23 protein-coding genes and 1 pseudogene are annotated in these 26,037 nt (G+C 59.8%); 14 read left to right on the top strand and 10 right to left on the bottom strand.

Annotated features, from left to right (window positions below; all coding sequences use genetic code 11):
• Positions 1–212: 212 nt before the first annotated feature.
• A complete protein-coding gene (locus tag ERD78_RS15290) occupies positions 213–893 on the bottom strand; it encodes an LOG family protein (RefSeq protein ID WP_129970208.1) in 681 nt (226 codons plus the stop codon).
• Here ERD78_RS15290 and polA point away from each other — a divergent pair.
• Both polA and ERD78_RS15280 read left to right on the top strand, forming a co-directional pair.
• Positions 892–3,609: a DNA polymerase I gene (gene polA / locus ERD78_RS15285; RefSeq protein ID WP_129970207.1), complete on the top strand. Its 2,718-nt coding sequence runs from the start codon at positions 892–894 to the stop codon at positions 3,607–3,609. The two genes, ERD78_RS15290 and polA, sit on opposite strands and share 2 nt — an antisense overlap.
• Before the next feature lie 93 nt (positions 3,610–3,702).
• Positions 3,703–4,488 (top strand): dienelactone hydrolase family protein, encoded by a 786-nt coding sequence (locus tag ERD78_RS15280; RefSeq protein ID WP_129970206.1) that lies wholly within the window; start codon positions 3,703–3,705, stop codon positions 4,486–4,488.
• Here the strand turns inward: ERD78_RS15280 and ERD78_RS15275 are convergent.
• On the bottom strand, positions 4,485–6,158 hold the full coding sequence (locus tag ERD78_RS15275) for a Na/Pi cotransporter family protein (protein ID WP_129970205.1): 1,674 nt from the start codon (positions 6,156–6,158) through the stop codon (positions 4,485–4,487). The two genes, ERD78_RS15280 and ERD78_RS15275, sit on opposite strands and share 4 nt — an antisense overlap.
• A gap of 163 nt (positions 6,159–6,321) precedes the next feature.
• Positions 6,322–7,203, bottom strand: coding sequence for a protease HtpX (gene htpX, locus ERD78_RS15270; RefSeq protein WP_129970204.1), 882 nt, complete (start codon positions 7,201–7,203; stop codon positions 6,322–6,324).
• A gap of 146 nt (positions 7,204–7,349) precedes the next feature.
• On the opposite strand from htpX, the pseudogene ERD78_RS15265 reads away from it, so the two are divergent.
• Positions 7,350–8,180 (top strand): annotated as a pseudogene (locus tag ERD78_RS15265) (DMT family transporter); the annotation flags it as partial.
• Positions 8,181–8,415: 235 nt separating this feature from the next.
• Here the strand turns inward: ERD78_RS15265 and ERD78_RS15260 are convergent.
• Complete coding sequence (locus tag ERD78_RS15260; protein WP_129970203.1) at positions 8,416–9,567, bottom strand: aromatic ring-hydroxylating oxygenase subunit alpha; 1,152 nt, start codon at positions 9,565–9,567, stop codon at positions 8,416–8,418.
• Positions 9,568–9,802: 235 nt separating this feature from the next.
• On the opposite strand from ERD78_RS15260, the gene ERD78_RS15255 reads away from it, so the two are divergent.
• The 4 genes from ERD78_RS15255 (at position 9,803) to folE2 (ending at position 13,835) form a co-directional block, all read left to right on the top strand.
• Positions 9,803–10,069, top strand: coding sequence for an exodeoxyribonuclease VII small subunit (locus ERD78_RS15255; protein ID WP_129970532.1), 267 nt, complete (start codon positions 9,803–9,805; stop codon positions 10,067–10,069).
• 3 nt (positions 10,070–10,072) lie between these two features.
• Positions 10,073–10,987 carry a polyprenyl synthetase family protein gene (locus tag ERD78_RS15250; protein ID WP_129970202.1) on the top strand — a complete coding sequence of 305 codons (915 nt, stop codon included), beginning with the start codon at positions 10,073–10,075 and terminating at the stop codon, positions 10,985–10,987.
• A 60-nt stretch (positions 10,988–11,047) separates the two neighbouring features.
• On the top strand, positions 11,048–12,907 hold the full coding sequence (gene dxs / locus ERD78_RS15245) for a 1-deoxy-D-xylulose-5-phosphate synthase (protein WP_129970201.1): 1,860 nt from the start codon (positions 11,048–11,050) through the stop codon (positions 12,905–12,907).
• Between the two features lie 106 nt (positions 12,908–13,013).
• On the top strand, positions 13,014–13,835 hold the full coding sequence (gene folE2 / locus ERD78_RS15240) for a GTP cyclohydrolase FolE2 (protein WP_129970200.1): 822 nt from the start codon (positions 13,014–13,016) through the stop codon (positions 13,833–13,835).
• Here folE2 and ERD78_RS15235 read toward each other — a convergent pair.
• Genes ERD78_RS15235 through ERD78_RS15220 form a run of 4 tightly spaced genes read right to left on the bottom strand, consistent with a single transcriptional unit; the run spans position 13,832 to position 18,010 of the window.
• A complete protein-coding gene (locus ERD78_RS15235) occupies positions 13,832–14,953 on the bottom strand; it encodes a nitronate monooxygenase (protein ID WP_129970199.1) in 1,122 nt (373 codons plus the stop codon). The two genes, folE2 and ERD78_RS15235, sit on opposite strands and share 4 nt — an antisense overlap.
• Complete coding sequence (locus ERD78_RS15230) at positions 14,950–15,933, bottom strand: Bug family tripartite tricarboxylate transporter substrate binding protein (protein ID WP_129970198.1); 984 nt, start codon at positions 15,931–15,933, stop codon at positions 14,950–14,952. The genes ERD78_RS15235 and ERD78_RS15230 overlap by 4 nt, the downstream gene beginning before the upstream one ends.
• Positions 15,934–15,978: 45 nt before the next feature.
• On the bottom strand, positions 15,979–17,145 hold the full coding sequence (locus ERD78_RS15225) for an acyl-CoA dehydrogenase family protein (protein WP_129970197.1): 1,167 nt from the start codon (positions 17,143–17,145) through the stop codon (positions 15,979–15,981).
• Between the two features lie 25 nt (positions 17,146–17,170).
• Positions 17,171–18,010, bottom strand: a complete 840-nt coding sequence (locus tag ERD78_RS15220) for an IclR family transcriptional regulator (RefSeq protein ID WP_371734616.1) — start codon at positions 18,008–18,010, stop codon at positions 17,171–17,173.
• 117 nt (positions 18,011–18,127) lie between these two features.
• On the opposite strand from ERD78_RS15220, the gene ERD78_RS15215 reads away from it, so the two are divergent.
• Positions 18,128–19,360, top strand: coding sequence for a CaiB/BaiF CoA transferase family protein (locus ERD78_RS15215; RefSeq protein WP_129970196.1), 1,233 nt, complete (start codon positions 18,128–18,130; stop codon positions 19,358–19,360).
• A 10-nt stretch (positions 19,361–19,370) separates the two neighbouring features.
• On the opposite strand, the gene ERD78_RS15210 is transcribed toward ERD78_RS15215, so the two are convergent.
• A complete protein-coding gene (locus tag ERD78_RS15210) occupies positions 19,371–20,600 on the bottom strand; it encodes an acyl-CoA dehydrogenase family protein (RefSeq protein WP_129970195.1) in 1,230 nt (409 codons plus the stop codon).
• Positions 20,601–20,658: 58 nt separating this feature from the next.
• Here ERD78_RS15210 and ERD78_RS15205 point away from each other — a divergent pair, with 58 nt between their 5' ends.
• The 6 genes from ERD78_RS15205 (at position 20,659) to ERD78_RS15180 (ending at position 25,016) form a co-directional block, all read left to right on the top strand.
• Complete coding sequence (locus tag ERD78_RS15205) at positions 20,659–21,795, top strand: YhdH/YhfP family quinone oxidoreductase (protein WP_245152493.1); 1,137 nt, start codon at positions 20,659–20,661, stop codon at positions 21,793–21,795.
• A 179-nt stretch (positions 21,796–21,974) separates the two neighbouring features.
• On the top strand, positions 21,975–22,352 hold the full coding sequence (gene rpsF / locus ERD78_RS15200; RefSeq protein ID WP_129970194.1) for a 30S ribosomal protein S6: 378 nt from the start codon (positions 21,975–21,977) through the stop codon (positions 22,350–22,352).
• Between the two features lie 15 nt (positions 22,353–22,367).
• Complete coding sequence (priB, locus tag ERD78_RS15195) at positions 22,368–22,685, top strand: primosomal replication protein N (protein WP_129970193.1); 318 nt, start codon at positions 22,368–22,370, stop codon at positions 22,683–22,685.
• A 93-nt stretch (positions 22,686–22,778) separates the two neighbouring features.
• A complete protein-coding gene (gene rpsR, locus ERD78_RS15190) occupies positions 22,779–23,051 on the top strand; it encodes a 30S ribosomal protein S18 (RefSeq protein WP_129970192.1) in 273 nt (90 codons plus the stop codon).
• Positions 23,052–23,065: 14 nt separating this feature from the next.
• Positions 23,066–23,521 carry a 50S ribosomal protein L9 gene (gene rplI, locus ERD78_RS15185; RefSeq protein WP_129970191.1) on the top strand — a complete coding sequence of 152 codons (456 nt, stop codon included), beginning with the start codon at positions 23,066–23,068 and terminating at the stop codon, positions 23,519–23,521.
• Positions 23,522–23,636: 115 nt separating this feature from the next.
• Positions 23,637–25,016, top strand: a complete 1,380-nt coding sequence (locus ERD78_RS15180) for a replicative DNA helicase (protein WP_129970190.1) — start codon at positions 23,637–23,639, stop codon at positions 25,014–25,016.
• On the opposite strand, the gene ERD78_RS15175 is transcribed toward ERD78_RS15180, so the two are convergent.
• On the bottom strand, positions 24,997–26,001 hold the full coding sequence (locus ERD78_RS15175; RefSeq protein ID WP_129970189.1) for a bile acid:sodium symporter family protein: 1,005 nt from the start codon (positions 25,999–26,001) through the stop codon (positions 24,997–24,999). The two genes, ERD78_RS15180 and ERD78_RS15175, sit on opposite strands and share 20 nt — an antisense overlap.
• Positions 26,002–26,037 lie beyond the last annotated feature (36 nt).

Below are 26,037 nucleotides of genomic sequence, written 5' to 3'. Positions count from 1 at the left end.
GTGCCTATAGTCGGGGAATGAGACTAGGTCCAGATGATTTCATTAGATAGGGCCAGTTTTCCGCCGCCGCGCGGCGGGGCATCAGCCAGCTGTGCCGTGTCAGAGTGCTGAACTATACCCGCAGTGCAAGGTACCGTGAATGCAGTAAGGGTAAATGCCCATGCGGCTGGCGCCTGGCATGCCAGGCCGCAAGGCGGGGAGGGAGGGTGGTGTTACTCGGGCAGGGCTGGGGCCTCTTCACGCTCGTGGCGGAATTCGGCGCAGAAGGTTTCGATTGCGGATAGGGCAACGCCGATGTCATCGGTGATCGTGAGCAGATCGATATCGTGCGGGCCGATATATTTGCTGGCGAGCATTTGCTCGCGCATCCAGTCGATAAGACCGTTCCAGTAGGAGGAGCCCATGAGTATGATGGGGGCGGGCGGAATCTTGCGCGTCTGGACCAGGGTCATGACCTCGAATACTTCGTCCATCGTGCCCCAGCCGCCGGGCAGCACGATGTAGGCCGCACTGTGCATGAAAAAGGTTGCCTTGCGCGAGTAGAAATAATCGAAATGCAGGCTGCGTGTCTGGTAATGGTTGTTGGCGGCTTCGTGAGGCAGTTTAATATTGAGGCCTATGCTGGTGCCGCCAGCCTCGAAGGCGCCCTTGTTGGCGGCCTCCATGATGCCGGGGCCGCCGCCGGCAATGACAGTCAGGCCGGCCTTGGCAAGACGGGCGCCGAGATTCTCCGCAAGCGCGTAGTACGGCGAATCGGGGCGTATGCGAGCACTCCCGAATATACTGACTGACCAGCCGATTTCCCGCAATGTATCGGCCGCTTCCTGCAGCTCTGACATAATTCGGGGAATTTGCTGCGAGGCCGGCAGCCGGACTACTTTATTGTTTGTCATGAAAAAAACCTTGTTGCTTGTTGATGGGTCCAGCTATCTCTACCGTGCGTACCACGCCATGCCGGATTTGCGTAACGCCAGGGGAGAACCGACTGGTGCCCTGTATGGTGTCATCTCTATGTTACGGAGACTGGCACAGGATTACAAGGCGGATTACGCGGCCTGCGTTTTCGATGCAAAAGGCAAGACGTTCCGGGAAGATATCTACCCGTTGTACAAAGAAAACCGCCCATCGATGCCCGAGGAGTTGGCTGCGCAGATCGCCCCCATCCATCGTGCGGTGACAGCCATGGGATGGCCCGTCCTAAGCATTCCGGGCGTGGAGGCCGACGATGTCATCGGCACGCTTGCCTGCCGGGCCACGCGCGAAGGTGTGCACACTATTATTTCCACAGGCGACAAAGACCTCGCCCAACTGGTCGACGAGCACGTCGAGCTAGTCAATACCATGAGCGGCGATCGCCAGGATATTGCGGGCGTCATACGCAAGTTTGGCGTTACGCCCGCGCAGATCGTCGATTACCTGATGCTTACGGGCGATGCGGTGGACAATGTCCCGGGCGTGGACAAGGTCGGCCCCAAGACTGCCGCCAAGTGGCTGACCCAGTACGGCAGCGTGGAAACCCTGATCGAGCACGCAGCGGAAATAAAGGGCGTGGCCGGCAAGAACCTGCAGGCTGCGGTGCCGAACTTCCCGCTGACGCGCGAACTGCTGACCATACGCACTGATTGCGATATTCCCGAAGTGCCCCACGGGCTTGGCGAACTGCTGCCGCGCGATCCCGATCGCGATGCGCTTGTGCAGCTGTATGAGGAATATGGCTTCCGTACCTGGCTGCGCGAACTGACCGGAGACCCCGAGCGCATCCCCGAACAGGACAGCCGCCAAGCGGCCGACCAGCCGGCGGCGCCTATGCAGACACATTATGAAACAATACTCGACATGGACAGCCTGTCTCGCTGGCTGGCGCGCATTCAGGCAGCCGAACTCGTGGCGCTGGACACCGAGACCACGTCGCTGGATCCGATGTGTGCACGGCTTGTGGGTCTTTCGCTCAGCACCGAGCCGGGCCATGCCTGCTACATACCGGTAGCGCACCGCGGACCGGACCATACGCCGCAATTGCCCAAGAAAGACGTGCTCGACCGGCTGCGCCCCTGGCTCGAGGATGCGGGAGCCGCCAAGCTGCTGCACAACGCCAAGTATGATACGCATGTGTTGCTCAACGAGGGTATTGCACTGTCGGGCATCACCGACGACACCATGCTGCAAGCCTATGTGCTTGAGTCCCACCGGCGCGTCAATATGCAAGAGCTGGCCGAGCGCTGGCTAGGCCGTACTGGCACGACCTACGAGGACTTGTGCGGCAAGGGAGCGAAGCAGATCGGTTTCGACGAGGTCGATGTCGGCAAGGCGGCATTCTATGCCAGCGAGGACGCCGATTTCACCTTGCAACTGCACGGTGTGCTGCGTTCCAAGGTGGCGGCCGATCCCGGCCTGGAGCGCATTTATCAGCTTGAAGTACAGGCCTCGCGTGTGCTGACTGTCATGGAACACAATGGCGTGCGCATCGACGCGCGGCTGCTCGCTGAACAGAGCGCCGAGCTGGGCAAGCAACTGCTGGAGCTTGAACAACGCGCCCATGAGCTGGCTGGCCAGCCCTTCAATCTCAACTCTCCCAAACAATTGGGCGAGATACTCTTTCAGCGCATGGCTTTGCCGGTAGTGCGCAAGACCGCCAGCGGCGCGCCCTCCACCGACGAGGATGTGTTGAACAAGTTGGCGCGCGATTATCCTCTGCCCGCCCTGCTGCTGGAGTATCGCGGCCTCGCCAAACTCAAGTCCACTTATACCGACAAGCTCCCGCGCATGATCAATCCCGCCACCGGGCGGGTGCATACGCGCTATGCGCAGGCCGCGGTCATTACCGGAAGGCTGGCGTCCTCGGACCCCAATCTGCAGAATATCCCCGTGCGCACCGCGGAAGGGCGGCGCGTGCGTGCGGCGTTTGTCGCCACCGGCGGCAGCATTGTGTCAGCGGACTATTCCCAGATCGAGTTGCGGGTCATGGCGCACGTCTCCGACGACGACAATCTGCGCCAGGCTTTTGAGCGCGGCGACGATATTCACCGGGCCACGGCGGCGGAAGTCTTCGGCGTGGCGCAGGCGCAGGTCACGGCGGAACAGCGCCGCGCGGCCAAGGCCATCAATTTTGGACTGATCTACGGCATGGGCGAATTCGGCCTGGCGGCCAACCTGGGTATTACGCGCGATGCGGCCCGCTCCTATATTGATCGCTATTTTGCACGCTATCCCGGCGTGGCGGCCTATATGGCGCAGACCAAGGCCATGGCGCAGGAACTCGGCTACGTCGAGACGGTGTTTGGCCGCCGCCTGTGGCTGCCCGAGTTGCGTGGCGCCAAGGGCCCGCGCCGTGCGGCGGCGGAGCGTGCCGCCATCAACGCGCCCATGCAGGGCACGGCGGCTGATCTGATCAAGATGGCCATGGTGGCGGTCCAGGACTGGCTGCAGGCCAAGGCCATGCGCAGTCTGCTTGTCATGCAGGTTCATGATGAGCTGGTTCTGGACGTGCCTGCCGACGAAGTGTCTGTCGTGGAACGGGAATTGCCTCAGCTCATGAGCAACGTTGCGCAATTGACTGTTCCCCTTGTGGCCGAGGTGGGGGCGGGGCCGAACTGGGAGCAGGCGCACTGAAATTTTTGGCTGGAGCCTGTCCATGGCGGCTGGCTCCGGCTCGCCGCAACGGCATATGAGGCCGTCGTCAATCACGTTTTTAAAGGAGCAGACATGTCACATGCATCGGGTACGCAAACCACACTGCACACCAGCGCCGAAGGCTTGCGCACGGGTAGGGTGGACATACCCTCCTTCGACCAGCCGATACAGGCATACTATGCTGCGCCAGGGGAGACCCGAGAGGGCGGCTTCCCGCTCGTGCTGGTGGTCCAGGAGATTTTTGGCGTGAATGAGCATACCCAGGACATCTGCCGTCGCTTTGCGCACCAGGGGTATATGGCGGTGGCGGTTGAACTGTATCAGCGTCAGGGTGATGCCAGCAGCTACGACGACAATGCCCGCCTCATCAAGGAAATTGTATCCAAAGTGCCCGACGAGCAAGTCATGGCCGATCTTGATGCCGCTGTGTCCTGGGCCGGCGAGCAGGGCGCGAATACTGAGCGCGTCGGCATCAGTGGTTTCTGCTGGGGCGGGCGTATCGTATGGATGTATGCCGCGCACAACCCCGTCTGCAAGGCCGGCGTGGCGTGGTATGGCCGACTGGCTACGGGGCATGGTCCGCTGCAGGTGCGCAATCCGGTCGACGTGGCCGGGCAATTGCACGGTCCGGTGCTGGGGCTGTATGGCGGCAAGGATGCCAGCATACCGCTTGAGGATGTGCGCAGCATGGAGGGGGCTCTCGCCAAGGGCGGGGAAGCGGCGCAGGCCTCGCAGATCGTGGTGTACCCGGCGTCGGGGCACGCATTCTTTGCTGATTACCGGCCCAGCTACAACCCTGCCGATGCCAAGGACGGCTGGGAGCGATGCCTGGCCTGGTTCGCCAGGTACCTGACCTAGGTATCGGCCGGCGCCTCGTTGTCGCGCAGGCGGTTGGGCAGTAGCTCGTCGTGCTTGGCCAGAATGGGGTAGGCGCTGGCGCCGACCAGGCAGGAGTTGATGGCCTTCGCATCGCGCAGGATGTCCAGGAAGAATGAGCCCTGTTCAATGTCCTCCAGCTTGCCCGATTTGATTGCCTGCAGGTTTTGTTCGGCGGCGGCGGTCTCGAGTTCGCGGAAGTGATCTTTCTCGAACGCGAGATAGCGTGCGCTCTTGATGTCTTCAGCCACGAACAGCGCGGCACTCTGGCGTTCATTGCGCATCAGGCGCTCCAGCGCCGCCAGCAACTGCTCTTTTTGCCAGTCGTTGAGCACCCAGGCCTTCTTGCGCATGGTGGTTGTGTGGCCGATCAGCCCATTGGCAATCAGGTTGGCGGCATGGGCCATATTGGAAGAAAACGCGACCACCTCGTCAAGCCGACGGTGGTCGTCGTTGTTCATGTTATCGACGTCCAGCGAAGCCAGATAGGCTGTAATGAGGCTGTCCAGTTGGCTCGCTGCGTTTTCGATATAACGCGCATGGGTTAGCCTATGCCGGTTGTCGCGTTGAAATGCGGCGCGCGCGGTGGACAGCAGGCTCTGTACCATGTCCGCGATGCGTAGTGCTTCGCGCGCGGCATTGCCCAGGGCAATGCTGGGCACCTCGCCAGCCGATTCATCCAGGTACTGGGGACGGGCCGGATCGTTGGGGTCGGATCGCTTGGGCAGCATGCGCCGCAGCAGACGCGCATAGGGGTCGAGCAACGGCATGAAAATCAGCGCCACGATCACATTGAAAAACGTGTGGAAGTTGGCAACCGCGCGCGCAGGGCCGCCGGAGAGATGTTCCATGAGCGGGCCTACCCAGTGCAGGAACAGCAGCGCGACCATGCATCCCGCCAGCCGTGTGCCCAGGTTTCCCAGGGGCAGGCGCCTGGCCGCCGGATCGTCGCCGCCACTGGTCTCCAGCACCGGATTGATGGCAGTGCCCAGGTTGGCGCCCAGAACCAGCGCGCAGGCCAGCGGCATGCCTATCATGCCGTGGCTGGCCAGCGACATGATCAGCACGACCACCGCCACGCTGGAGTGCGAGGCCCAGGCCAGAACGGCGGATAGAATCAGCGCGGCCACGGGCTGGTCTGAAAGCGCATCAAGCACGATGCGAAGTAGCTGCGCATCCTGGATGGGCTGGAACAGCCGCATGAGTTCGTGCAGGGCCAGCAGCAGAAGGCCCAGGCCGATGAACACGCGCCCCAGATCGCGGCGCCGGCTGGGTTGGTTGCGGCGGAACAGCCACACCCCGATCAGTATCAGGCCTGGCGCCAGCGCGGTGAAATTGAAAGACAGGAGCTGGACGATGAGCGTGGTGCCGACATTGGCGCCCAGCATTGCTGCAAGGCCCGGCACCAGGGCCAGCAAGCCGCCGGCCGCGAAGCTGCTGATCATCAGGCCCGTGGCCGTGCTGCTTTGAATGGCGGCGGTAATGCCTAGCCCCGTGAAGAATGCCTTGCCGCGCGTATCGAGGGCGCGGCCCATCCAGATACGCAGCGCGGCGCCGAAAGCGCGCTGCACGCCGCTCTGGACCATATGCACGCCCCAGAGAAGCAGTGCGATATAGCCACCGAAATCGAGCAGGGCGAAGAATTCTTTCATTCGGGATCCGTGACGGCGCGCCTCATGGCCACATATTGCGGGTTGTTCCCTGTTTTTTTCAGGACAGCAGCCTGCGCTTATGCTTGATCATGATAAACCAGACGCGTCCGAGCGTCGCGATCGGGCTGGTCGTGGACGGATGCGCGCAGGCGCGTCTGGCCTGTCAGAAGCTTTGGGCGGCCTGCAGCGCGTGGATGCGCGCCTCAAGCGGCGGATGCGAGGCAAAGGCCGCGCTGACCGAGCGCCGGCCGGAGATGCCTGAGGACTGGAAGGCTTTGGGAAGGTCGCCGGGTTCCATGCCGCCCAGCCGCGCAAGCGCATGTATCATGGGCTCGCGGGAGCCGAGCAGCCGGGCGGAACCTGCATCTGCACGGTATTCGCGCTGCCGCGAGAACCAGGCGACGATCAGGGATGCAAGAATGCCGAAGACGAGTTCGCAGGCGATGACGGTGAGGTAATAACCCATGCCGACGCCCCGTTCGTTCTTGAACACCACACGATCGACAAAATAGCCGACAATGCGCGACAGAAAGATGACGAAGGTGTTCACCACGCCCTGGATGAGAGTGAGCGTGACCATGTCGCCGTTCGAAACATGCGCCACCTCGTGCCCGAGCACGGCTGTAATCTCGGCCTCGGTCATGCTGTCCAGCAGTCCGGTGGACACTGCCACCAGTGCATTGTTACGGAAGGCGCCAGTCGCGAAGGCGTTGGGTGCACCTTCGTAGATGGCGACCTCGGGGCGGCCGATGCCTGCGCGGTCGGCCAATTGATGCACGGTATCAAGCAGCCAGGCTTCCTGGGCATTGGCGGGATGCTGCGGGTCGATGACGCGCGCGCCGGTGCTTTGCTTGGCCATCCATTTGCTGATGAAAAGTGAAATGAGGGCGCCGGCAAACCCCAGTATGGCCGAAAAGATAAGCAGCTGGGACAGGTTCAGGCCGTTTGCGGTGAGATAGCGGCCAACACCCAGCACGTTCATGGACGCGCTGAGGACGATCATGACGGCGATGTTGGTCAGCAGGAAGAGGAAGATCCGTTTCATTGTGGTTTTCCGTGATTGCGAGCGTTGTGCTTGGAGCCTGCAAATGCGGCCAGGTTCCGGATTTTAAAGGAGGACGCATACTCCGAGCGAGCAAGAGAGTATAGTATGGGGTTTCGCGTTCCGTTCTTCAGTCTCGGTTGGGTCAGATGCAGTCTCTGTGGATGTTACTGGCGAGTGTCATGTTTGCTGGCATGGGGGCTTGCGTCAAGATCGCGTCCGATCATGGCGCATCGCTTGCGCACGTCGTGCTTTTTCGCGGCATACCCTCCGTGCTGCTGCTGTTCATCTGGACGCGCTACACGCATCGCAGTCTGGCACCCACAAGCTGGCGCCTGCACATCTGGCGCAACATTTCGGGCATATGCTCCATGTGGTTGGGCTTCTATGCCATTTCGCACCTGCCCTTGTCCACCGCCATCAGCCTGAACTATACGGCGCCATTGTTCATTGCCGGCTGGATGCTCGGATGGGGCGGCACACAGCGCGATCCCATCCGCATCGCCGCCGTGGCGCTGGGTTTCCTGGGCGTGCTGGCCGTGCTGCGGCCCAGCCTCGAGCATGAACATTTGCTGGCCGCCGCACTGGGGCTTGGCGCAGGCGCCATGTCGGCAGTCGCCATGATGCAGATACGTCAATTGGGGCGTGTTGGCGAACCCGAATGGCGCACTGTGTTTATCTTCTCATGCTTTGTGTGTCTGTCCAGCGTGCCGCAACTGGCGATACAGGGCGTAAACGATATCAGTCCTTCCGCCTGGGCCGCCCTGGTCGGCATAGGTGTGCTGGGCCTGGTGGGCCAGCTTGCCATGACGCGCGCCTTCGGACTGGGCTCGGCGCTGCTGACTGCGGCCTTGCAGTACACAACCATCATCTTCGCGGCCTTGCTTGGCATGGCGATCTGGGGCACGGTGCCCGATATCATCGCCTGGGCAGGCATGGCCCTCATTATTTCCTCCGGCCTGCTGTCCATTTGGCGCACGTATAGCGAAGACAGGGTGCTGCGGGGCGATGTGGCGATGGCGCCTGAAAACACGCCCCCATCGCCAGATGACGCACCGCTGCAGGCTCTTGCGCCCGACGAGGCGCGTGTCGCCAATGAAAGGGTGGCACCCGATGAAAATCTCGCGGAAGGCGCCGGCGACATGCCGGGCCGCGCCGCGAGCCTTCCAGCCGGCCAGGGGGCCGGCGCCTGACAGACGCTGGCTTGCCTGCCGACTAGAGCGCGGCGGCGCCCATGGTGCGACGATACCATTCGTGGAAATGCTGCATGCCGTCTTCCATCGGAGACTGATACGGGCCGGCCTCGTTGACGCCTCGCCGCATGAGCGCCTTGCGGCCCGCATCCATGCGCTCGGCGATCTCGTCGTCCTCGATGGCGGTCTCCATATAGGCGGCCCGCTGGGCTTTCACAAAATCGGGTTCGAATGCCGCTATGTCTTCGGGATAATAAAATTCGACGATATTCAACGTTTCCTGGGGGCTGACCGGGTGCAGGGTGGACAGCACCAGCACATGCGGATACAGCTCGATCATGTGGGTGGGAAAATACGTGACCCATACCGCACCGAAATCGGGCTGGTCCCCGCTGCGGTAATCGAGCAGCCGATCGTGCCAGGCGCGATAGACGTCCGTGCCGGGTTGTCCCAGCGCTTCATGCACACCCACCCGCTGGCAGCTGTACCAGTCGGCAAATTCCCAGGTCAGGTCGTCACAGGTGACGAATTTCCCGAGGCCTGGGTGAAACGGACCCACATGGTAGTCTTCGAGGTAGACCTCGATAAAGGTCTTCCAGTTGTAATGGCAATGGTGAACCTCGATGTGGTCCAGCACGTAATCGGAAAAATCGAACTCGGGGCGCTGGAATAACGGCGCCATGTCGCGGCTAGGATCGCGCGGGCCTTCGAACAGCAGCCCGTGGCAGTTTTTGAGCGGAAAACGTTGCAGATCCATGCAGGGCGTGCTGGGAAACTGGGGCGCACCCAGCAACTTGCCGTCATTGCGGTAGGTCCAGCGATGCACCGGGCAGACGATGTTGCCGCCCATCTGGCGCAGATTGCCTTTGGACAGTGCGGTGCTGCTGACATCGCCCGCCTGGCCTCCCAGCATGATAGCCTGCCTGTGACGACACACGTTGGAAATAAGCTCCACGCCGTTCGGATTGCGCACCAGCACCCGGCCTGCCTCTTCCTGGGCCAATGTGCGCCAGTCGCCGGGCTCGGGTACGAATTTTTCGTGGCCCACATATCTTGCGGACTGCCCGAAGATGCGCGCTTGCTCGAGGGCGAAAATGCGCTCGTCGAAATAGCTGTTGACTGGAAGTTGGGATTGCGCAGGCATCACGTGTGCCTGCCTTCCGATGTCGGTCATGATTCCCCCCGCAGTGATGAACCAGGCAGCAATACCAGAAAAGGACCCGGCGCGAAGAAAAAATCGGATTGCCCGATGAAAATTAGGAAACCCAACATTGTATCGTATTTGCGTGTCGATGGCTTGATTCAGGCATTTTGTTACTCAGCGCACCATGCGCATCCCGTACAATCCCGTTCATGAGACACGACAAACGGGGCGGCGCAGGGCGCGCCCGGATACTGATATGACTGACATGCCACCGGATACCGCGGCGGGACAGGCCGACGACACGGCGCTGCCACAGGATTTCGAAACAGCGCTGGCTCAGCTGGAAACACTGGTTGCGCAAATGGAAAACGGATCCCTCCCTCTTGAGCAATCCCTGGCTGCCTACGAGCAGGGTGTTGCATTGGCGCGCATCTGCCAGCGGCGCCTGGATCAGGCGGAGCAGCAGGTCAAGGTGCTGCGCGACAATCTGCTCAAGCCTTATGGCGATGGCGACGGCGGCGAAGAAGAGTAGGGCATGCCGCGCAGATCCATTGATTTTCCCGCCTGGCTGGCTGGCCGCGTCCAGCACATAGAAACCGTTCTCGATCAAGTGCTGCCGCCCGCTACGACAACGCCGGCGCGGCTGCACGAGTCCATGCGCTATGCCGTCCTGGGCGGCGGAAAGCGCGTGCGGGCTGCACTTGTATATGCGGCCGGCGAGGCCTCCCTGCAACCGGGCACGGCCGCATCCGCCCAGGAGATTGCGCTGGACCATGCTGCCGCTGCCGTCGAGCTTATCCACGCCTATTCCCTGGTCCATGACGACTTGCCCTGCATGGACGATGATGCGTTACGGCGCGGCCGCCCCACGGTACATGTTCAATTTGACGAAGCCACGGCGATGCTGGCTGGCGACGCCCTGCAGCCGCTGGCATTCGAATTGCTGGGCATGATGCCCATTGCGCCCGCCCTGGTTGTACAGGGCACCCAGTTGCTGGCGCGCTCTACCGGCAGCCTGGGCATGGTCGGTGGCCAGGCCATAGATTGTGCGAGCGTGGGCTGCACGCTCACCCCCGAGGCGTTGCGGCAAATGCACAGCATGAAAACCGGCGCGTTGCTGGAAGCGAGCGTGCTGTTGGGCGGCATCGTGGCGGGGGCGGGCTCGTCGGCGCGCCAGGGCCTGGAAACCTACGCCAGCGCCGTCGGGCTCGCCTTTCAGGTCGTTGACGACATCCTGGATGTGACTGCGGATACGGCCACCTTGGGAAAGACCGCCGGCAAGGACGCGGCCGGCAACAAGCCCACATATGTCAGTGCCCTGGGGTTGGACGGTGCGCGCGGCCTGCTCAAGGACCTGCATGCCCAGGCGCGCGCCGCCCTGTTGCCGTTGGGGCCCGCCGCGGCGCATCTTGGGTGTATTGCCGACTATATTGTGGGCCGTGACCATTGAGATCGGGGCGCATGCCGGCCTGGGGCTAAAATGGCCTTAGCAAACTCTTGTTGAATCTGTATGACCACTGTCTCTCTCGACACGATCAATAGCCCTGCCGACTTGCGGGCCCTGGACCGCTCCGAACTCAGCGAGCTGGCGGACCAACTGCGGGACTTCGTTCTGCAGTCGGTTTCCCGGACTGGGGGGCATCTGTCGTCCAACCTGGGCACGGTCGAGCTGACGGTGGCACTGCATCACGTATTCAACACGCCCTACGACCGCATTGTCTGGGATGTCGGTCATCAATCGTATCCGCACAAGATACTGACTGGCCGCCGCGAAGGCATGGCGGGCCTGCGCCAGCGTGGCGGCATATCCGGATTTCCCCGGCGCAGCGAGTCCGAGTACGACGCGTTTGGTACCGCGCATTCATCGACGTCTATTTCCGCCGTGCTGGGTATGGCCGTGGCCGCGCGTAACGCAGGCGAAGACCGCCAGCATATTGCGGTGATTGGCGACGGCGCAATGACCGCCGGCATGGCATTCGAGGCGCTCAACAATGCGGGTGTCACGCCCGGGGTCAATGTCCTGGTCATCCTCAATGACAACGACATGTCGATCTCGCCGCCGGTCGGCGCCCTCAACCGCTATCTTGCTCGACTGATGTCCGGCGGCTTCTATGCGGCGGCCAAAAATGTGGGGCGCGCGGTTCTGCAGCACGTCCCGCCTGTGCTCGAACTGGCGCGCAGGTTCGAGGGACATGCCAAGGGCATGGTGTCCCCTTCGACCTTGTTCGAGGAACTTGGCTTCAATTATGTGGGCCCCATCGATGGCCATGACCTTGATGCGCTGATACCCACGCTCGAGAACCTCAAGGCATTGGGCGGCTTGCAGTTTCTGCATGTCGTGACCCGCAAGGGGCAGGGCTACAAGCTGGCCGAGGCCGATCCGGTGCTTTATCACGGACCGGGCAAGTTCGATCCATCAGTGGGCATACAAAAGCCGGGAACGCCCGCGCGCCAGACCTTCACCCAGGTATTCGGCCGGTGGCTATGCGATATGGCTGCAGCGGATGATCGCCTGGTGGGCATTACGCCCGCCATGCGCGAGGGCAGCGGCCTGGTGGAGTTCGAAAAGCAGTTCCCGATGCGTTATTTCGATGTGGGCATTGCCGAACAGCATGCTGTGACGTTTGCCGCCGGACTGGCCTGCGAAGGGCAGAAGCCCGTGGTCGCCATCTATTCCACCTTCCTGCAGCGAGGGTACGACCAGTTTATTCATGATGTGGCCCTGCAGAACCTTGACGTCACCTTTGCCCTCGATAGAGCGGGCATTGTCGGCGCGGATGGCGCCACGCATGCCGGCAACTATGACATCGCCTATCTGCGCTGCGTGCCCAATATGGTTGTGGCGACGCCCTCGGACGAAAACGAGACGCGCCTGTTGCTCAATACCTGCTTCCGGCATCCCGGTCCTGCGTCGGTGCGTTATCCACGGGGCGCGGGTGCGGGCGTCGAAGTGAGGGCCGGGCTTGACGCGGTGCCCTTGGGGCAGGGCATCGTGCGCCGGGAAGGCAAGCAGATTGCCATTCTGGCGTTCGGCACACTGTGCCAGGCCGCCATGGAGGCAGCTGGGCGACTCGATGCCACCGTTGCCGACATGCGGTTCGTGAAGCCGCTGGACGAAGCGCTGGTTGAACGTCTTGCCACGAGCCACAAGGCGATTGTCACCCTCGAGGAGGCAGCCATCATGGGCGGTGCCGGCAGTGCGGTGCTCGAGTTTCTGGCAAGGAAAGGTTTGCAGGTGCCGGTGCTTCAGCTTGGGCTGCCTGACCAGTTTATAGACCATGGCGACCAGGCTGCGCTCCTGGCCGAATTGGGACTGGACGCGGCCGGCGTGGAGCGGTCGATACGCAGCCGGTATCCCGATTTAGCCTAAGAGCCTGTTACCATTGTGGTTATAAAGTCATGCATTGCGGCGGTGCCGCATACTTGATATAGATCAATATCACGGGCAATTTCCGCCTCGCATACAGGTTTGAACAATGAATATTCCACTTGACTCCGCTGTCGCCATGCCGGACGTGCAGAGCAGCGTTGATACACGCCATATCGCTATCCAGCGCGTGGGGGTCAGGGGAGTCCGCCATCCCATGCTGGTGCAGAATTCAGATGGGCAGGCGCAGCCCACGGTGGGTACATGGGAGCTTACCGTGGCACTGCCGGCGACCGAGAAGGGCACGCATATGTCGCGTTTCGTTGCCCTGCTTGAGGAATATCGCCAGACGGCCATGACACCACAGCGTTTTTGCGAAATGGCACAGGCCATGCTCCCTCTGCTCAATGCCGACAAAGGCGATATTTCCGTTACTTTTCCCTATTTCCTGACGAAGATCGCACCCATGTCCGGCGTCCCCAGCCTCATGGACTACGAGATCGCCTGGACGGCAAGAGCGCGCAAAGGGCGGGACGGCATGCCTGCCGCCACCGAATTCGAACTCCACGTCACGGTGCCCGTCACCAGCTTGTGCCCCTGCTCCAAGGCCATTTCCGACTACGGCGCCCACAATCAGCGCTCGCATGTGTCGGTCACGGTCGTATTCGACCATCCTGAAAACGTACAGGTCGACACGCTCATCCGCGGCGTAGAGCAGCAGGCTTCCTGCGAACTGTGGGGACTGCTCAAGCGCGTCGATGAAAAATTCGTCACCGAGCGCGCCTACGAGAACCCGAAGTTTGTCGAGGATCTCGTACGCGACGTGGCTGCACACCTTCGGGGTACGCCCGGCATCAGCCACTTGCGCGTCGTGGCGGAAAACTTCGAATCCATCCACAACCACTCGGCGTATGCCGTGGTGGAGGTCTAGGCCGAGGTTTCTCCACCTGCCCATGGTTGCAAAGACAGCCACGCTTCGCGCATTTCGGAGACCAACTGCTCAAATTGAGCCGCTATGGTGGTTTGGCCGCGTATTGCGAACAGGCTCTGCCCGGCCGCCTCGTAGATAAGCCGATTGTCGTTGGTTTCATGGATGGATGTGAACACATCGCCCGTTAGCACTTGCTGAAAGGGCATCGGCAAGGGGGCGGGAGCATCTGTTTGCTCCCAAGCGTCGATCCAGGCACTCCGCACGACTCTGCAAGGTTTGCCGCTATGGGCGCGCGTTACTACGGTATCGTCACTGGCGGCGTTTACCAGGCGTTCGAGTAGGGCGGAGGGCGTGTGGTTTTCCTTTGCCGCCATCCACAGCGTTCCCAGCCACGCCCCTTGGGCCCCCATGGCCATAGAGCCAAGTATCTGGCCGCCAGTGGCAATGCCTCCGGCAGCGAGTACGGGTGTGTCGCCCGCAAGCTCGACGATTTGTGGAATTAACGACATAGTACCGATGGGACCCGTATGGCCTCCCGCATCGTATCCCTGGGCCACGAGCACATCCACGCCCATGTCCAGTGCCTTTGCAGCGTGTCGCGGCGAGCCGATCAAGGAAAAAGTCATTTTCCCTGCCGCTTTGGCGCGCACGATCAAGTCCGCACGCAGCCCGATCGCAGTAGCGATAGCGGTTGCGTTCGATGCGAGCACTTGCTCGATCTGCTGGTCGAACAATGCCTGCGTGCGCACCTGCGTAGTGAAAAAGCTTGGCTGACTTGGAGGCTTGATCTCGAAGCGTTGGCGCAGCGCGGAAACGAAATTGCGTTGTTCAATCGGAAGTGCTTCCTGGAGTGACGCATGGTTGCCATGTTCGGGGACACCGCCAGGAAGCATCAGGTCTATGCCATAAGGCATGCCTTGCATCTTACGTTCCAGGCTCTTGATGATATCCGGTATCTCTTCAGGCATTTCCCGAGCCAGCCCAACAACGGGAAAGCCGCCTGCTCGGGCAATGGCAACGCACACATCGACGGAGTGCGAGAATCCGAATATAGGAAAGCGCACTCTCAGCCTGCGACATAGCGGCGTCGTGAAGGCGGTTTCGATAGCGGCGTTCATTGTGGTTTGATTCCTGCCTGTTTAAGAACGCGCGACCATTTCTTATATTCGGCGTCAATATAGGCGTCAAATTCTTGCGGGTTTTGTGGTTGAATTTGCAGGCCGATGCCGGTCAACTTTTCCTTGACCTCTGGCATGGCAAGGGTTTCCGCGATGTCCTTGGACAGTTTATCGATAATGTCATCTGGAACTTGTTTGCGCGCTACAAAACCGAACCACGTACCTACTGCATAGTCCGGCAGGTTTGCGGCTTCCGCCACGGTGGGGATATCAGGTAACGCGGTGGCTCTTTGAGCTGTAGTAACTGCAAGCGGACGCAGTTTGCCTGATTCAATACGGGGTTTTGCCAGCGCGATGGTAAGTGGCATCATCGTTACTCGGTCGGCGAGCAGGTCGTTGAGGGCCAAGGGCTGACCTCGGTATGGCACCTGCTCCAGCTTGATGTGAGCCATTTCTGAAAGGAGTGCGCCTGACAGGTGGTTTGAGGTTCCAATGCCCGCCGTGGCATAGGTCAGTGGCGTATCACTTTTTCTCGCCATTTCGATGAGTTCCGCCATATTCTTGGCAGGCACACTGGGGGGCACGACGAATACATTAGGAACAATGCCGAATCCTTCAACCGCCCTAAAATCTCGAATTGGATTCCATCCAAGGTTCTTATAAAGACTGGGAGCCACTGCATGGCCTGGGCTGACACTCAACAAAGTGTAGCCATCGGCCGGCGCATGTGCCACATATCCGGTGCCGATGGTGCCTCCTGCTCCCGCTTTGTTTTCAACGACGACGGGCTGGCCGTATCGTGCGGAAAGCTTATCTCCAATTATGCGTGTGATTGTGTCCACCACGCCACCAGGACTAAAGGGCACGATGATGGTGACTGGCTTCTCGGGATAACTGGCTGCCTGCGAAGGCGCGCTCATGAAGATGGCTGGCAGCGCTAGCGCAAGAAATGCGGCAAGTTGTGGTTTGCGGTTTTTCATGAATTGTCTCCAGTTCTATTTATGATTTGCTTCTTCAAGCGTGGTTCACGAGCCGGATGGCTCATGGGCGGTCGCCATGGTACGTTTGGCGATATTAATGAGGTGGATCTGGCTAGTGCCTTCGTACAGGCGGAACAGACGAACGTCCCGATAGAAGAGTTCGGCAGCGTTATCCGCGATATAGCCCCCTCCACCAAAAACCTGCACAGCGCGGTCTGCGACGCGGCCACACATCTCCGATGCAAAAAACTTGCACATGGACGCTTCCATGGTCACATCCGCGCCTGCATCCCGTTTGCGAGCGGTTTCCATCAGCAGAGCCCTTGCAGCATGAATTTCTATATTGCTCTGTGCAATCATCTGTTGGATCATTTGAAATTCGGCGATATTTTGTCCAAACTGCTGCCGGCTCGCTGCCCGGGAAACCATTTCATCCAGCAGACGTATTGCCGGACCGATGCACAGGGCAGCCAGATTGATTCGCTGCTTGTTCAGTGCTTTCATGGCGGTACGAAAGCCCTGGTTCTCCATTTCCCCCACAATCGAAGAAGCAGGAACGCTGCAATCGGTCAGTATGACTTCGCCAACGGGAGAGCCGTGCTGGCCCATTTTTCTATATGGCAATGACACCGCCAGACCTGATGTGCCTTTTTCTATGAGGAAAGCGCTTATTCCATGCGCACCCCGGCTTTCCGGGTCTGTGCGGGCAAACACGGTGAACAGGTCGGCGATAGGCGCGTTGGTGATGTAGCACTTGAGGCCATTGAGCACGTAGTCACCACCTCGACGGACAGCAGTGGTCTTCAGAGCGGTGGCGTCCGAGCCCGCCCCGGGTTCGGTCAGGGCGAAACATCCCGTTATTTCTCCCGAGGCCAGGCGCGGGAGATAGTGCTGTTTCTGTTCTTCCGTGCCATCAACGACTAGCGATTCGGACGCGATGCCCGTATTCCCGCCGAAGCGGGCACGAAAAGCTGTGGCTGCTTGTGAAACCTCCATATTCACAAGACACAGTTCTTCGCTTGTCAATCCTCCACCGCCATATGCTTCAGGAATACTGTGGCCAAACAGTCCTAGAGACCGCATGCGGGCGACAATATGTGAAGGGATCTCGTCGGCTTGATCCACCTCGCGCTCACACGGTATGCACTCCTCTTTAATAAACTGCCTGACTTCAGCGAGCAGTTGCTCCAGCTTATACGGATCGCGGATCATGAAACGGCTGTCCTATGGTTGATTGTCAGTGAATTCCACATGCGCCTTCAATCTGCCGTATTGCTTCCAGCATTCGAGGAGCGGCTTCCTCTTCCAGCGAATTTTTGCTAAGCCGGATCGCGGACATTGTGCAGTTCAGGGCAACTTGCGGTTCGTTGTGAGGCTGCCGGATTGGTGCAGCGATAGCGTGTATTTCTTCGCGCCAGTCTCCCTGGGAATGGCAGAAATGGCGACGTGAAAAGGCCTTTTTATCCCGGTCCCAACTGGGTTTGTCCTTTGCAAAACTTCCTGGGTCCATGACTTGCAGACGGTTCAATATGGCATTGCAATCAGTCGTCGAGCACGCCATCAGCAACGCCCGCCCCATCGCGGTGGAGAGCAGCGGCCGCGTGCTGCCGATGTCTGGCTGATATGCGTTTCCCGCGTCCAGGCGACAAGTTTCCACATAGACGATGTTGCTTCTGTCCCGCATCCCCAGGTTCACCGTGCAGCCCGTGTCCTTGGACAAATGTTCCATGAAGGGCCGCGCAATCTGCCGAATGCGCATGCTGGCCAGTAACGGATAGCCCAGGGATAGCACCCCCGATCCCAAGCGATATTTCTGCAGCCGCTCGTCGTAGCTCAGGTATCCGAGCAGCGTCAGGGTGTAGGTCAGACGCGATATGGTGGGTCTTGGCAGGCCTGTTCGGTCGGATATATCCCGGTTGCCCAATACGGCGTCCAATGGTGTAAATGCGCGCAGCACTTCGAGACCACGAGCGAGGTTCATAGAGAACTGACGATCAGTGGAAAGGTCATGCGGACTCACGAGGCCTGGCAAATGAATCATGGACGCAATAGAGTTCTTGTCTTGCACGGTTTTCATCATCTCCTCGAGTGAAACGTAGGTCAATAATTTAGAAATAGCATTTCGCTTAGCGAAATTTAGATTGCAGTTCTATCATAGATCAGGCAAAAACAAGACTTTCAATACGCGACGATAATGGAGCTGCCATTGACTACCTCTTCACATGCAACTGAACAGTCCGGCCCGCTTTCGGGTGTGCGCATTCTTGACATGGCCACAGTCTTGGCAGCGCCTTTTGGCGCCACGTTATGCGGCGACTTAGGCGCGGAGGTCGTTAAGTTGGAGTTGCCCGACGGTAGCGACGCCTTACGGGGGCTTCAGCCGATCAAGGATGGGCGGGCCTTGTGGTGGAAGGTGGCAAATCGCGGCAAACTCGGTATCACGCTGGATGTGCGGACGCCCGCTGGGCGGGATGTGTTCTTGAAGATGCTGCCGTCATTCGACGTACTGGTGGAGAACTTTAGGACGGGGACGATGGCTCGCTGGGGCCTGGATGCCGATACACTATTCCGGCACAACCCGCGCCTTGTTATTCTGCGGTTGACCGGTTTTGGGCAGAATGGCCCGTATAGTTCGCGAGCCGGTTTTGCACGAATTTTTGAAGCCATGAGCGGATTTACCAATCTCAATGGTTTTGCGGGCGGGCCACCGCTGCATTGCAACTTTCCGGTCGGTGATGCCGTTGCGGGATTGTTCGCCGCATTTTCGATCGCAGCCGAGATGGTGCGCTTGCGTGACGACCCACAGGCAGGCGGTGTGGAGATTGATTTGTCCGCTACAGAAGCGCTGTTTCGGCTACTAGACCCATTACCCGTCGAGCATGAGCAGCTGGGTTTTGTGCGGGAGCCGGTAGGCAATTGTGCATCCTATACTGCGCCGTCCAATATGTATCGCAGTGAGGATGGCGTGTATTTTTCTCTCGTGGCCTCGTCCAATCCCGTTTTTCGTCGGCTCTGTATTGCGCTTGGGCACCCGGAGTGGTCGGAGGATGTGCGTTTTCGAACGAACCCGGATCGCGTGCGCCATGTGAATGAGCTTGAGGCGCGCCTGTCTCCATGGTTTCAGGAGCGTTCATATGATGCAATCGCGAAAGCGCTTGACGCTCACAGCATTCCCTTTAGTAAGGTATATAACATAGCGGATATCGAGTCCGATCCACACTTTCAGGCGCGCCACACCATTGTGCGGCTACCTGATCACGACTATGGCAGCCTGCCAGCGCCTTGCATTGTCCCTCGTGTGGCCGGTCGGGAGCTACCCATTCCTAGAACAGGGCCTGATGTCGGCGAACATAATGACATGGTGTATGGCAGCCTCGGCCTGTCGGAGGACCTGCTGGAAGAGTTGCGCAGCAAGGGCGTAATCTGAGAGTACTTGCTCAATAATCGACAAGAGGACCGGGCTTTAGGCACGGGTGGCGTTCTGCGGCAACAGCACGGCGCACGATGTCCCGCCCAATGATGGTTTTGTGTACTTCGCTGGACCCCTCCCCAATTTGGTTTAGTTTTGCGTCGCGGAAGAAACGCTCCAGGGGAAACGCTTTCAAGAAGCCTCGTCCTCCCGTAAGCTGCAAAGCGTCCGTGACAACTTTCATGCACAGGTCGGTGGCCTGCAATTTGACCATGGATGCGAACAGGGCTACATCAGGCGCTTCCCTGTCATATTTTTCCGCTGTGAGTGTCAATAAAGCGCGTGTCGCTTCAACCTGAACCACCATTTCCGCCAGCATCCACTGCACTCCCTGGTGTTCGCTCAAGCGCTTGCCAGACACTTGGCGCTCAACCACATAACTGGACGCTATTTCCAGCGCACCCATGGCGCGGCCCAGGGCCATGCCTGCGTGGCCGATGCGGGCGCGCAACAGCGCATCCTGCGCCAGATTGAAGCCATCACCTTCTTCGCCGAGACGGTGGGTGTTTGCAATGGCTACGTCGCGCAGTTCCAGCGAAGCGATCGGTACGCCATACCAGCCCAGCTTCGGCTCGTCCTCGCTAATGGTCAAGCCAGGCGCGTCTCGGGGCACTATCAATGCCACGAATTTTGCGTCCGATTCGGTGAGGCGGCCTATCACCACGAACCAGTCCGCTGTTGAGGCGCGGGTAATGAATTTTTTGCTGCCACTGATCACATATCGGGATCCTTCCTTGTGCACTTTGGTCTGTATGCCCCGAACGTCCGAGCCGGCGCCCGGCTCGGTTAGTGCAAAAGCGCATTGTGTTTTTCCCGTACAGAGCTGCGGCAGGAGCTGTTCCTTCAACCTCTCTGATGCTCCTGCCACAATCGCGCGCGTGGAGAGGTCTGCGCCTGTAACCATGGAGGCCGCAGTACTGCATGTGCGACCCAACTCTTCCAGAATGCGAATGCGTACAACTTGGCGCGCTTCGCTTCCACCATATTTTTTTGGAAATGCGGTGGCGAGGACGCCTGAACGGGCAAGCAAATGGAATGTATCCCAGGAGAAGCGATCTTCCTGTGCCACGGCAGCCGCATTTGGCCCTATATGCTCGCGGCACAGTTCTCGTACCTGCTCGATAAGCGCCTGTTCTGCCTCGGTCAATCCTTGTCGGAAGTGATCTCCAAACAGACGCTCCTTCTTGGACTTATTCATGCGGTGTGACTCCTGCTCGATGGATTTGGATTAGCGGATATATTCGATGCAAATTCACATGAAGTCGAGAGACTGTTTCGACAGTCAAAATGCCATATTGCATGTTTTATTAGCCCATGGTGAGATGGCTTTATTTCTCAGGCTTTCCAGGAATATCATGTCATCAGCACCTCAAACAACCGAACACTTTCTGGCCTTACGCACGCATCGTCATGGCGAGCGTATTGAAAGCCGGCTTGAACGCATTAGTGTCGCTGAGTTAAGTCAAGGTGAGGTGGTGATTCGCGTACGGTACGCGGGTGTTAACTACAAAGACTGCCTGGCTGTTCTGGGTGCAGCTAAAATCATCGGCGAATTCCCACGCATTGCGGGTATTGAATGCGTTGGCTCGGTAGTCAGCAGTGCTGATGCGAAATTCAAGCCTGGTGATGCGGTGATTGTGCACGGATTTAAAACCGGCATTGCATTTGACGGAGGATTTGCGCAGTTTTTGAGGGCGCCCGGCGAACACGTCATGCATGTGCCAGATGGATTGAGCATGCACGACGCTGCCGTCCTGGGCGTGCCGGGATTCACGGTTGGCTTGGCGTTGCAGAAGTTTGAGTCTCTCGGCCTTCGCCCGGGCTTAGGTGAGATTGCCGTCAGTGGTGCAGCAGGTGCCGTGGGCATTATGGCGATAGCCATTCTGTCTCGAGCGGGTTATCAGGTGGCTGCGATCACGCGCCGTGCCGATCATGGAAGTGCGCTCAGGCAGCTTGGCGCCACTGACATCGTGGATGCGGCCGCCGCCGTCGCATCGAAACGGCCTCTGGAGAGTGCGCGATTCGCTGCAGCTATCGACAACACAGGAGGGGACCTGCTTGCCTGGCTACTGCGCTCGCTACGCAAGGATGGAATGCTGGCTTCGGTAGGGAATGCCAGCAACAATGCATTTGCTGGCAGTGTTCTGCCTTTTATTATGCGCCGTATACACATGTTTGGCATTGTTGCCGACGCTGATTGGCCGGTTCGGCATGATATCTGGTCCAGGCTATCCCATCAATGGCGTCCCGATATGGCAGCATTGGCGCCACATGTGCACATGGTCGACCTGGAACACCTGCTTGATCATGTAACACACCGCTTAAGAGGAGAAGGGCCAGGGGGGCGCATCCTGGTGGATTTTGGGCCAGCCTCTGGCGCGGCAGAGTGCTAAGCAGCCTTGTGCTTGCTTCCTTTATTAAAAAACTGCTATGATAAACGGTTTCTTGCTCGATCCGTATCCAGGGTAGGGCGTTGCGGCGCAATCGCATTGCGGCGCGGCGTTGCCCTTACGGGCGGGCTGACCCTTGTGCCGCTTACGCGGCGGCGCAAGACATCCACAAGGAGTGTTCCATGCGTCACTACGAAGTAGTGTTCATTGTGCATCCCGATCAAAGCGAGCAAGTGCCCGCCATGATCGAGCGCTATCAATCCACTGTCACCAGCAATGGTGGCCAGGTACATCGCCTGGAAGATTGGGGCCGCCGCCAGCTGGCCTATCCCATCCAGAAGCTCGTCAAAGCCCATTATGTCTGCATGAATATCGAGTGCAGCCAGGCTGTTCTCGACGATCTGGAGCATTCATTCCGCTACAACGACGCCATCCTGCGCCATCTGGTTGTCAAAACCAAGAAAGTGCAGACCGAGCCTTCGGTCATGATGAAGTCTGTCGAGCGCGAAGAGGCACGCAAGGCGAATGCCGAGGCCGCAGCACCGGCCCAGGCGCGCTAGGCCGCGCGGTCGCGCGTGAACCGGGTCAGGCTCGAGGCTGTCGCCCTGGAGGTTCATCCTCTCAGGTATACGCCAGCGGGCTTGCCAGCAGTGGAAATGCTGCTGGCCCATGAATCGGAAGTCATCGAAGCCGGGCATAGCCGGCGCATCGAATTGAGCATTTCCGCCGTGGCGCTCGGAGACGTCGCGTTGCTGCTGTCAGACACGCCGCTGGGCGCAACACTGGCGATCGAGGGTTTTCTGGCCCCGGTGCGCAAGGGTTCCACCAAGCTGGTGCTGCACATACAGCAGGCCGATCGGGCTTATCCAGGCGGAGCCACGACAGTCGTCTAGGTTCCATCACTACCAGGCGCAGGCGAACTCGAATGCCGGCGCACACAACATACACGACCCGGGGCCGCGCCCCGGGAACTTAAGAGGCACATCATGGCTTACTTCAAGAAAGGCAAGGAAAAACGCAAGTTCGGGCATCAGAATCCGCTCTTCAAGCGCCGCAAGTTCTGCCGCTTCACCGCGGCTGGCGTCGAGGAAATCGACTACAAGGATCTGGACACCCTGCGCGATTTCATTCAGGAAAACGGCAAGATCATTCCTGCCCGCCTGACCGGCACCAAGGCGCACTACCAGCGTCAGCTCGACACGGCAATCAAGCGTGCGCGCTTCCTGGCCCTGTTGCCCTACACCGATAACCACAAATAATCCGAGGCTACGTCATGCAAGTCATTCTGCTCGAAAAAGTCGTAAACCTGGGCAATCTTGGCGACGTCGTGCGCGTACGCGACGGCTATGCCCGCAATTACCTCATTCCTCAGAAAATCGCACGCCGTGCCACCGACGCCGCCTTGAAAGAATTTGAAGCGCGCCGCGCCGAGCTCGAAAAGCGCCAGGCCGAACGGCTGGCTGCCGCCCAGGCGGTGGGGGAAAAGCTGTCGGGCCAGACCATCACCATCTCCCAGAAAGCTGGCGTGGACGGTCGTTTGTTCGGTTCCGTGACCAATGGCGACATTGCGCAAGCCCTGCAACAGCAAGGTTTTGACTCTGTCGAGAAAGCCCAGGTGCGCCTGCCGAGCGGTCCGCTCAAGGCTGTGGGCGAGTTTCCCGTCCAACTGGCGCTGCACGCGGATGTCGTGGCCGACATCAACGTGCTTGTGCAAGGCGAAATGGCCTGAGCGCAATTGCCCGCGCATGGTACATTCATTCCTGAATGTACCCGGCGCCCCGCAGTGCAAAAGCCGGCGCATGCCGGCTTTTTTCATTTAGACTGGCCTGACTCCGGAGCCTCACTTGGACAGCAAGACTTTCAACAGCGAACCGCAACTCGACTATTTACGCGTGCCGCCGCACTCCGTGGAGGCGGAGCAGTCGGTGCTGGGCGGACTGCTGCTGGACAACGCCGCTTTCGATCGGGTCGCCGAGGTGCTGCATGACGATGATTTCTATCGCTACGATCACAAGCTCATCTGGCAGCATATAGCCAGGCTGATCGAGCTGGCGCGCCCCGCCGATGTCGTGACGGTGAATGAATCGCTGACCAGCGCCGGCAAGGCCGAGGACGCCGGCGGGCTCGCCTATCTCAATGCACTCGCGCACAATACACCCTCTGCAGCGAATATCAGGCGCTATGCGGAGATCGTGCGTGAAAGATCCATGCTGCGCAAGCTGGTTTCCGTGGCGGATGAAATTTCGGCGGCTGCCTTCAATCCGCAGGGCAAGGAGGCGCGCGAGCTGCTGGACCAGGCGGAGTCGCGGGTATTCCAGATTGCCCAAGAGGGCGCGCGTGGCACCACGGGTTTCCAGGACATCCAACCGTTGCTCAGTCAGGTTGTCGAACGCATAGACGAGCTTTATCACCGCGAGGGCGATTCCGATATTACCGGCGTGCCCACGGGTTTCAACGATCTGGATCGCATGACTTCGGGCCTGCAGCCGGGCGATCTGGTGATTGTCGCCGGACGCCCTTCCATGGGGAAGACGTCGTTTTCCATGAATATCGGAGAACATGTGGCAATCGAACAGGGCCTGCCCGTGGCGGTGTTTTCGATGGAAATGGGCGCAGTGCAGCTGGCCATGCGCATGGTTGGGTCTGTGGGGATGCTGGACCAGCATCGCATGCGGACGGGCAAGCTCACCAACGAGGATTGGCCACGGCTGACCCATGCCGTGCAGCGCGTGCAGGAGGCGCAGATATACATAGATGAAACGCCTGCGCTCACTTCCATGGAGGTGCGCGCACGGGCTCGGCGCCTGGCGCGGCAGTGTGGGCAACTGGGGCTGATTATCATCGACTATATGCAGCTCATGTCCGCCAGTTCCACGGGCGAGAACCGCGCCACGGAAATATCGGAAATCAGCCGCTCGCTCAAGGGCCTTGCCAAGGAGTTGAATTGCCCGCTGATCGCGCTGTCTCAGCTTAACCGAAGCCTTGAGCAGCGGCCCAACAAGCGGCCCGTCATGAGCGATCTGCGCGAATCAGGCGCCATCGAGCAGGATGCCGACCTGATTCTGTTCATTTATCGCGACGAAGTCTATAACCCCGACTCCCCCGACAAAGGCACGGCGGAGATCATCATCGGCAAGCAGCGCAATGGCCCGATAGGCACGGTGCGCTTGACCTTCCAAGGCAGCAGCACCCGCTTCCTGAATTTCACGTCCGCGATGGATTGAGCGCGCGGGAGGCTGGCCCTTCGGGGCGGCGGGCATAGCGCCCGGCGATGAGGGCGCAGACGAAAAGCTGTATCTGGTGGAAAATCATAATCGGCAGAACGATGGCGCCCACGGCATGTCCGGCGAACAGGATGTTTGCGATGGGGATGCCCGAGCTGAGGCTTTTCTTGGACCCGCAAAACAGCAGTGTGATGCGGTCAGGCGCCGAAAAACCAAAAATGCGGCCCATGCCGAGTGCCACCGCCATGACCAGCGCGAGCAGTATCGCCGACAGGCCCGCCAGGCTGGCCAGCGCGCTCAATGGCGTATGCTGCCACAGGCCGGCGGTGACCGCATTGGAGAAGGCGGTGTAGACCACCAGCAGAATCGATCCCTGATCGACCACCTTCAGTGCACGTTTGTTGCGCACCGCCCATCCGCCTATCCAGGGGCGGGCCGCTTGACCCAGCACAAAGGGCACCAGCAATTGCAGCATGATCTTGCCGATGGCATCCAGTGATAGCCCGCCCGCCGCACTGCCCGCGCCTGCCAGTATCAAGCCTACCAGCAGGGGCGTGAGGAAGACACCCAACAGTGTGGATGCGGAAGCGCTGCATATGGCCGCCGGGACATTGCCGCGTGCGATGGAGGTGAAGGCAATAGCGGACTGCACCGTACCAGGCAAGCAGCACAGAAAAACGACGCCGGTGTAGAGATCGGGCGTAAGCAGCGGCGCGGCCAGCAGCCCCAGCACCAGCCCGAGCACCGGGAAGACGACAAATGTGACGGACAGAATGCTCAGGTGCAGGCGCCAGTGCGACATGCCCGCCACCACAGCCTCTCGGGACAACCGCGCGCCGTGCAGGAAAAAAAGCAGGGCGATGGCCAGATTGGTTGCCCAGCCAAAGATGGGCACGCCGACGCCATGCGCCGGAAACAGGCTGGCAAGTGCTATGGCGGCAAGAAGCCGGAGAACGAAGGGGTCTATGTTGAAGCGGGAGGTCATGAAATGCGCGGGAGCCGTATCCGGATAGGCGATGCG

Source organism: Allopusillimonas soli (genome assembly GCF_004153445.1).
Taxonomy (GTDB): domain Bacteria; phylum Pseudomonadota; class Gammaproteobacteria; order Burkholderiales; family Burkholderiaceae_B; genus Allopusillimonas; species Allopusillimonas soli.
This window is presented reverse-complemented; position numbering and strand designations above follow the sequence as displayed.

Coding starts and splice junctions, on each gene's coding strand:
- ERD78_RS15260 (WP_129970203.1), bottom strand. CDS start 9,567: ATGACCGACATCGGAAGGCAGGCACACGTGATGCCTGCGCAATCCCAA.
- ERD78_RS15230 (WP_129970198.1), bottom strand. CDS start 15,933: ATGAAAAACCGCAAACCACAACTTGCCGCATTTCTTGCGCTAGCGCTG.
- ERD78_RS15280 (WP_129970206.1), top strand. CDS start 3,703: ATGTCACATGCATCGGGTACGCAAACCACACTGCACACCAGCGCCGAA.
- ERD78_RS15275 (WP_129970205.1), bottom strand. CDS start 6,158: ATGAAAGAATTCTTCGCCCTGCTCGATTTCGGTGGCTATATCGCACTG.
- rpsR (WP_129970192.1), top strand. CDS start 22,779: ATGGCTTACTTCAAGAAAGGCAAGGAAAAACGCAAGTTCGGGCATCAG.
- polA (WP_129970207.1), top strand. CDS start 892: ATGAAAAAAACCTTGTTGCTTGTTGATGGGTCCAGCTATCTCTACCGT.
- htpX (WP_129970204.1), bottom strand. CDS start 7,203: ATGAAACGGATCTTCCTCTTCCTGCTGACCAACATCGCCGTCATGATC.
- ERD78_RS15290 (WP_129970208.1), bottom strand. CDS start 893: ATGACAAACAATAAAGTAGTCCGGCTGCCGGCCTCGCAGCAAATTCCC.
- ERD78_RS15215 (WP_129970196.1), top strand. CDS start 18,128: ATGGAGCTGCCATTGACTACCTCTTCACATGCAACTGAACAGTCCGGC.
- ERD78_RS15175 (WP_129970189.1), bottom strand. CDS start 26,001: ATGACCTCCCGCTTCAACATAGACCCCTTCGTTCTCCGGCTTCTTGCC.
- rpsF (WP_129970194.1), top strand. CDS start 21,975: ATGCGTCACTACGAAGTAGTGTTCATTGTGCATCCCGATCAAAGCGAG.
- ERD78_RS15220 (WP_371734616.1), bottom strand. CDS start 18,010: ATGAAAACCGTGCAAGACAAGAACTCTATTGCGTCCATGATTCATTTG.
- ERD78_RS15250 (WP_129970202.1), top strand. CDS start 10,073: ATGCCGCGCAGATCCATTGATTTTCCCGCCTGGCTGGCTGGCCGCGTC.
- ERD78_RS15205 (WP_245152493.1), top strand. CDS start 20,659: ATGAAGTCGAGAGACTGTTTCGACAGTCAAAATGCCATATTGCATGTT.
- folE2 (WP_129970200.1), top strand. CDS start 13,014: ATGAATATTCCACTTGACTCCGCTGTCGCCATGCCGGACGTGCAGAGC.
- ERD78_RS15225 (WP_129970197.1), bottom strand. CDS start 17,145: ATGATCCGCGATCCGTATAAGCTGGAGCAACTGCTCGCTGAAGTCAGG.
- dxs (WP_129970201.1), top strand. CDS start 11,048: ATGACCACTGTCTCTCTCGACACGATCAATAGCCCTGCCGACTTGCGG.
- ERD78_RS15235 (WP_129970199.1), bottom strand. CDS start 14,953: ATGAACGCCGCTATCGAAACCGCCTTCACGACGCCGCTATGTCGCAGG.
- rplI (WP_129970191.1), top strand. CDS start 23,066: ATGCAAGTCATTCTGCTCGAAAAAGTCGTAAACCTGGGCAATCTTGGC.
- ERD78_RS15255 (WP_129970532.1), top strand. CDS start 9,803: ATGCCACCGGATACCGCGGCGGGACAGGCCGACGACACGGCGCTGCCA.
- ERD78_RS15210 (WP_129970195.1), bottom strand. CDS start 20,600: ATGAATAAGTCCAAGAAGGAGCGTCTGTTTGGAGATCACTTCCGACAA.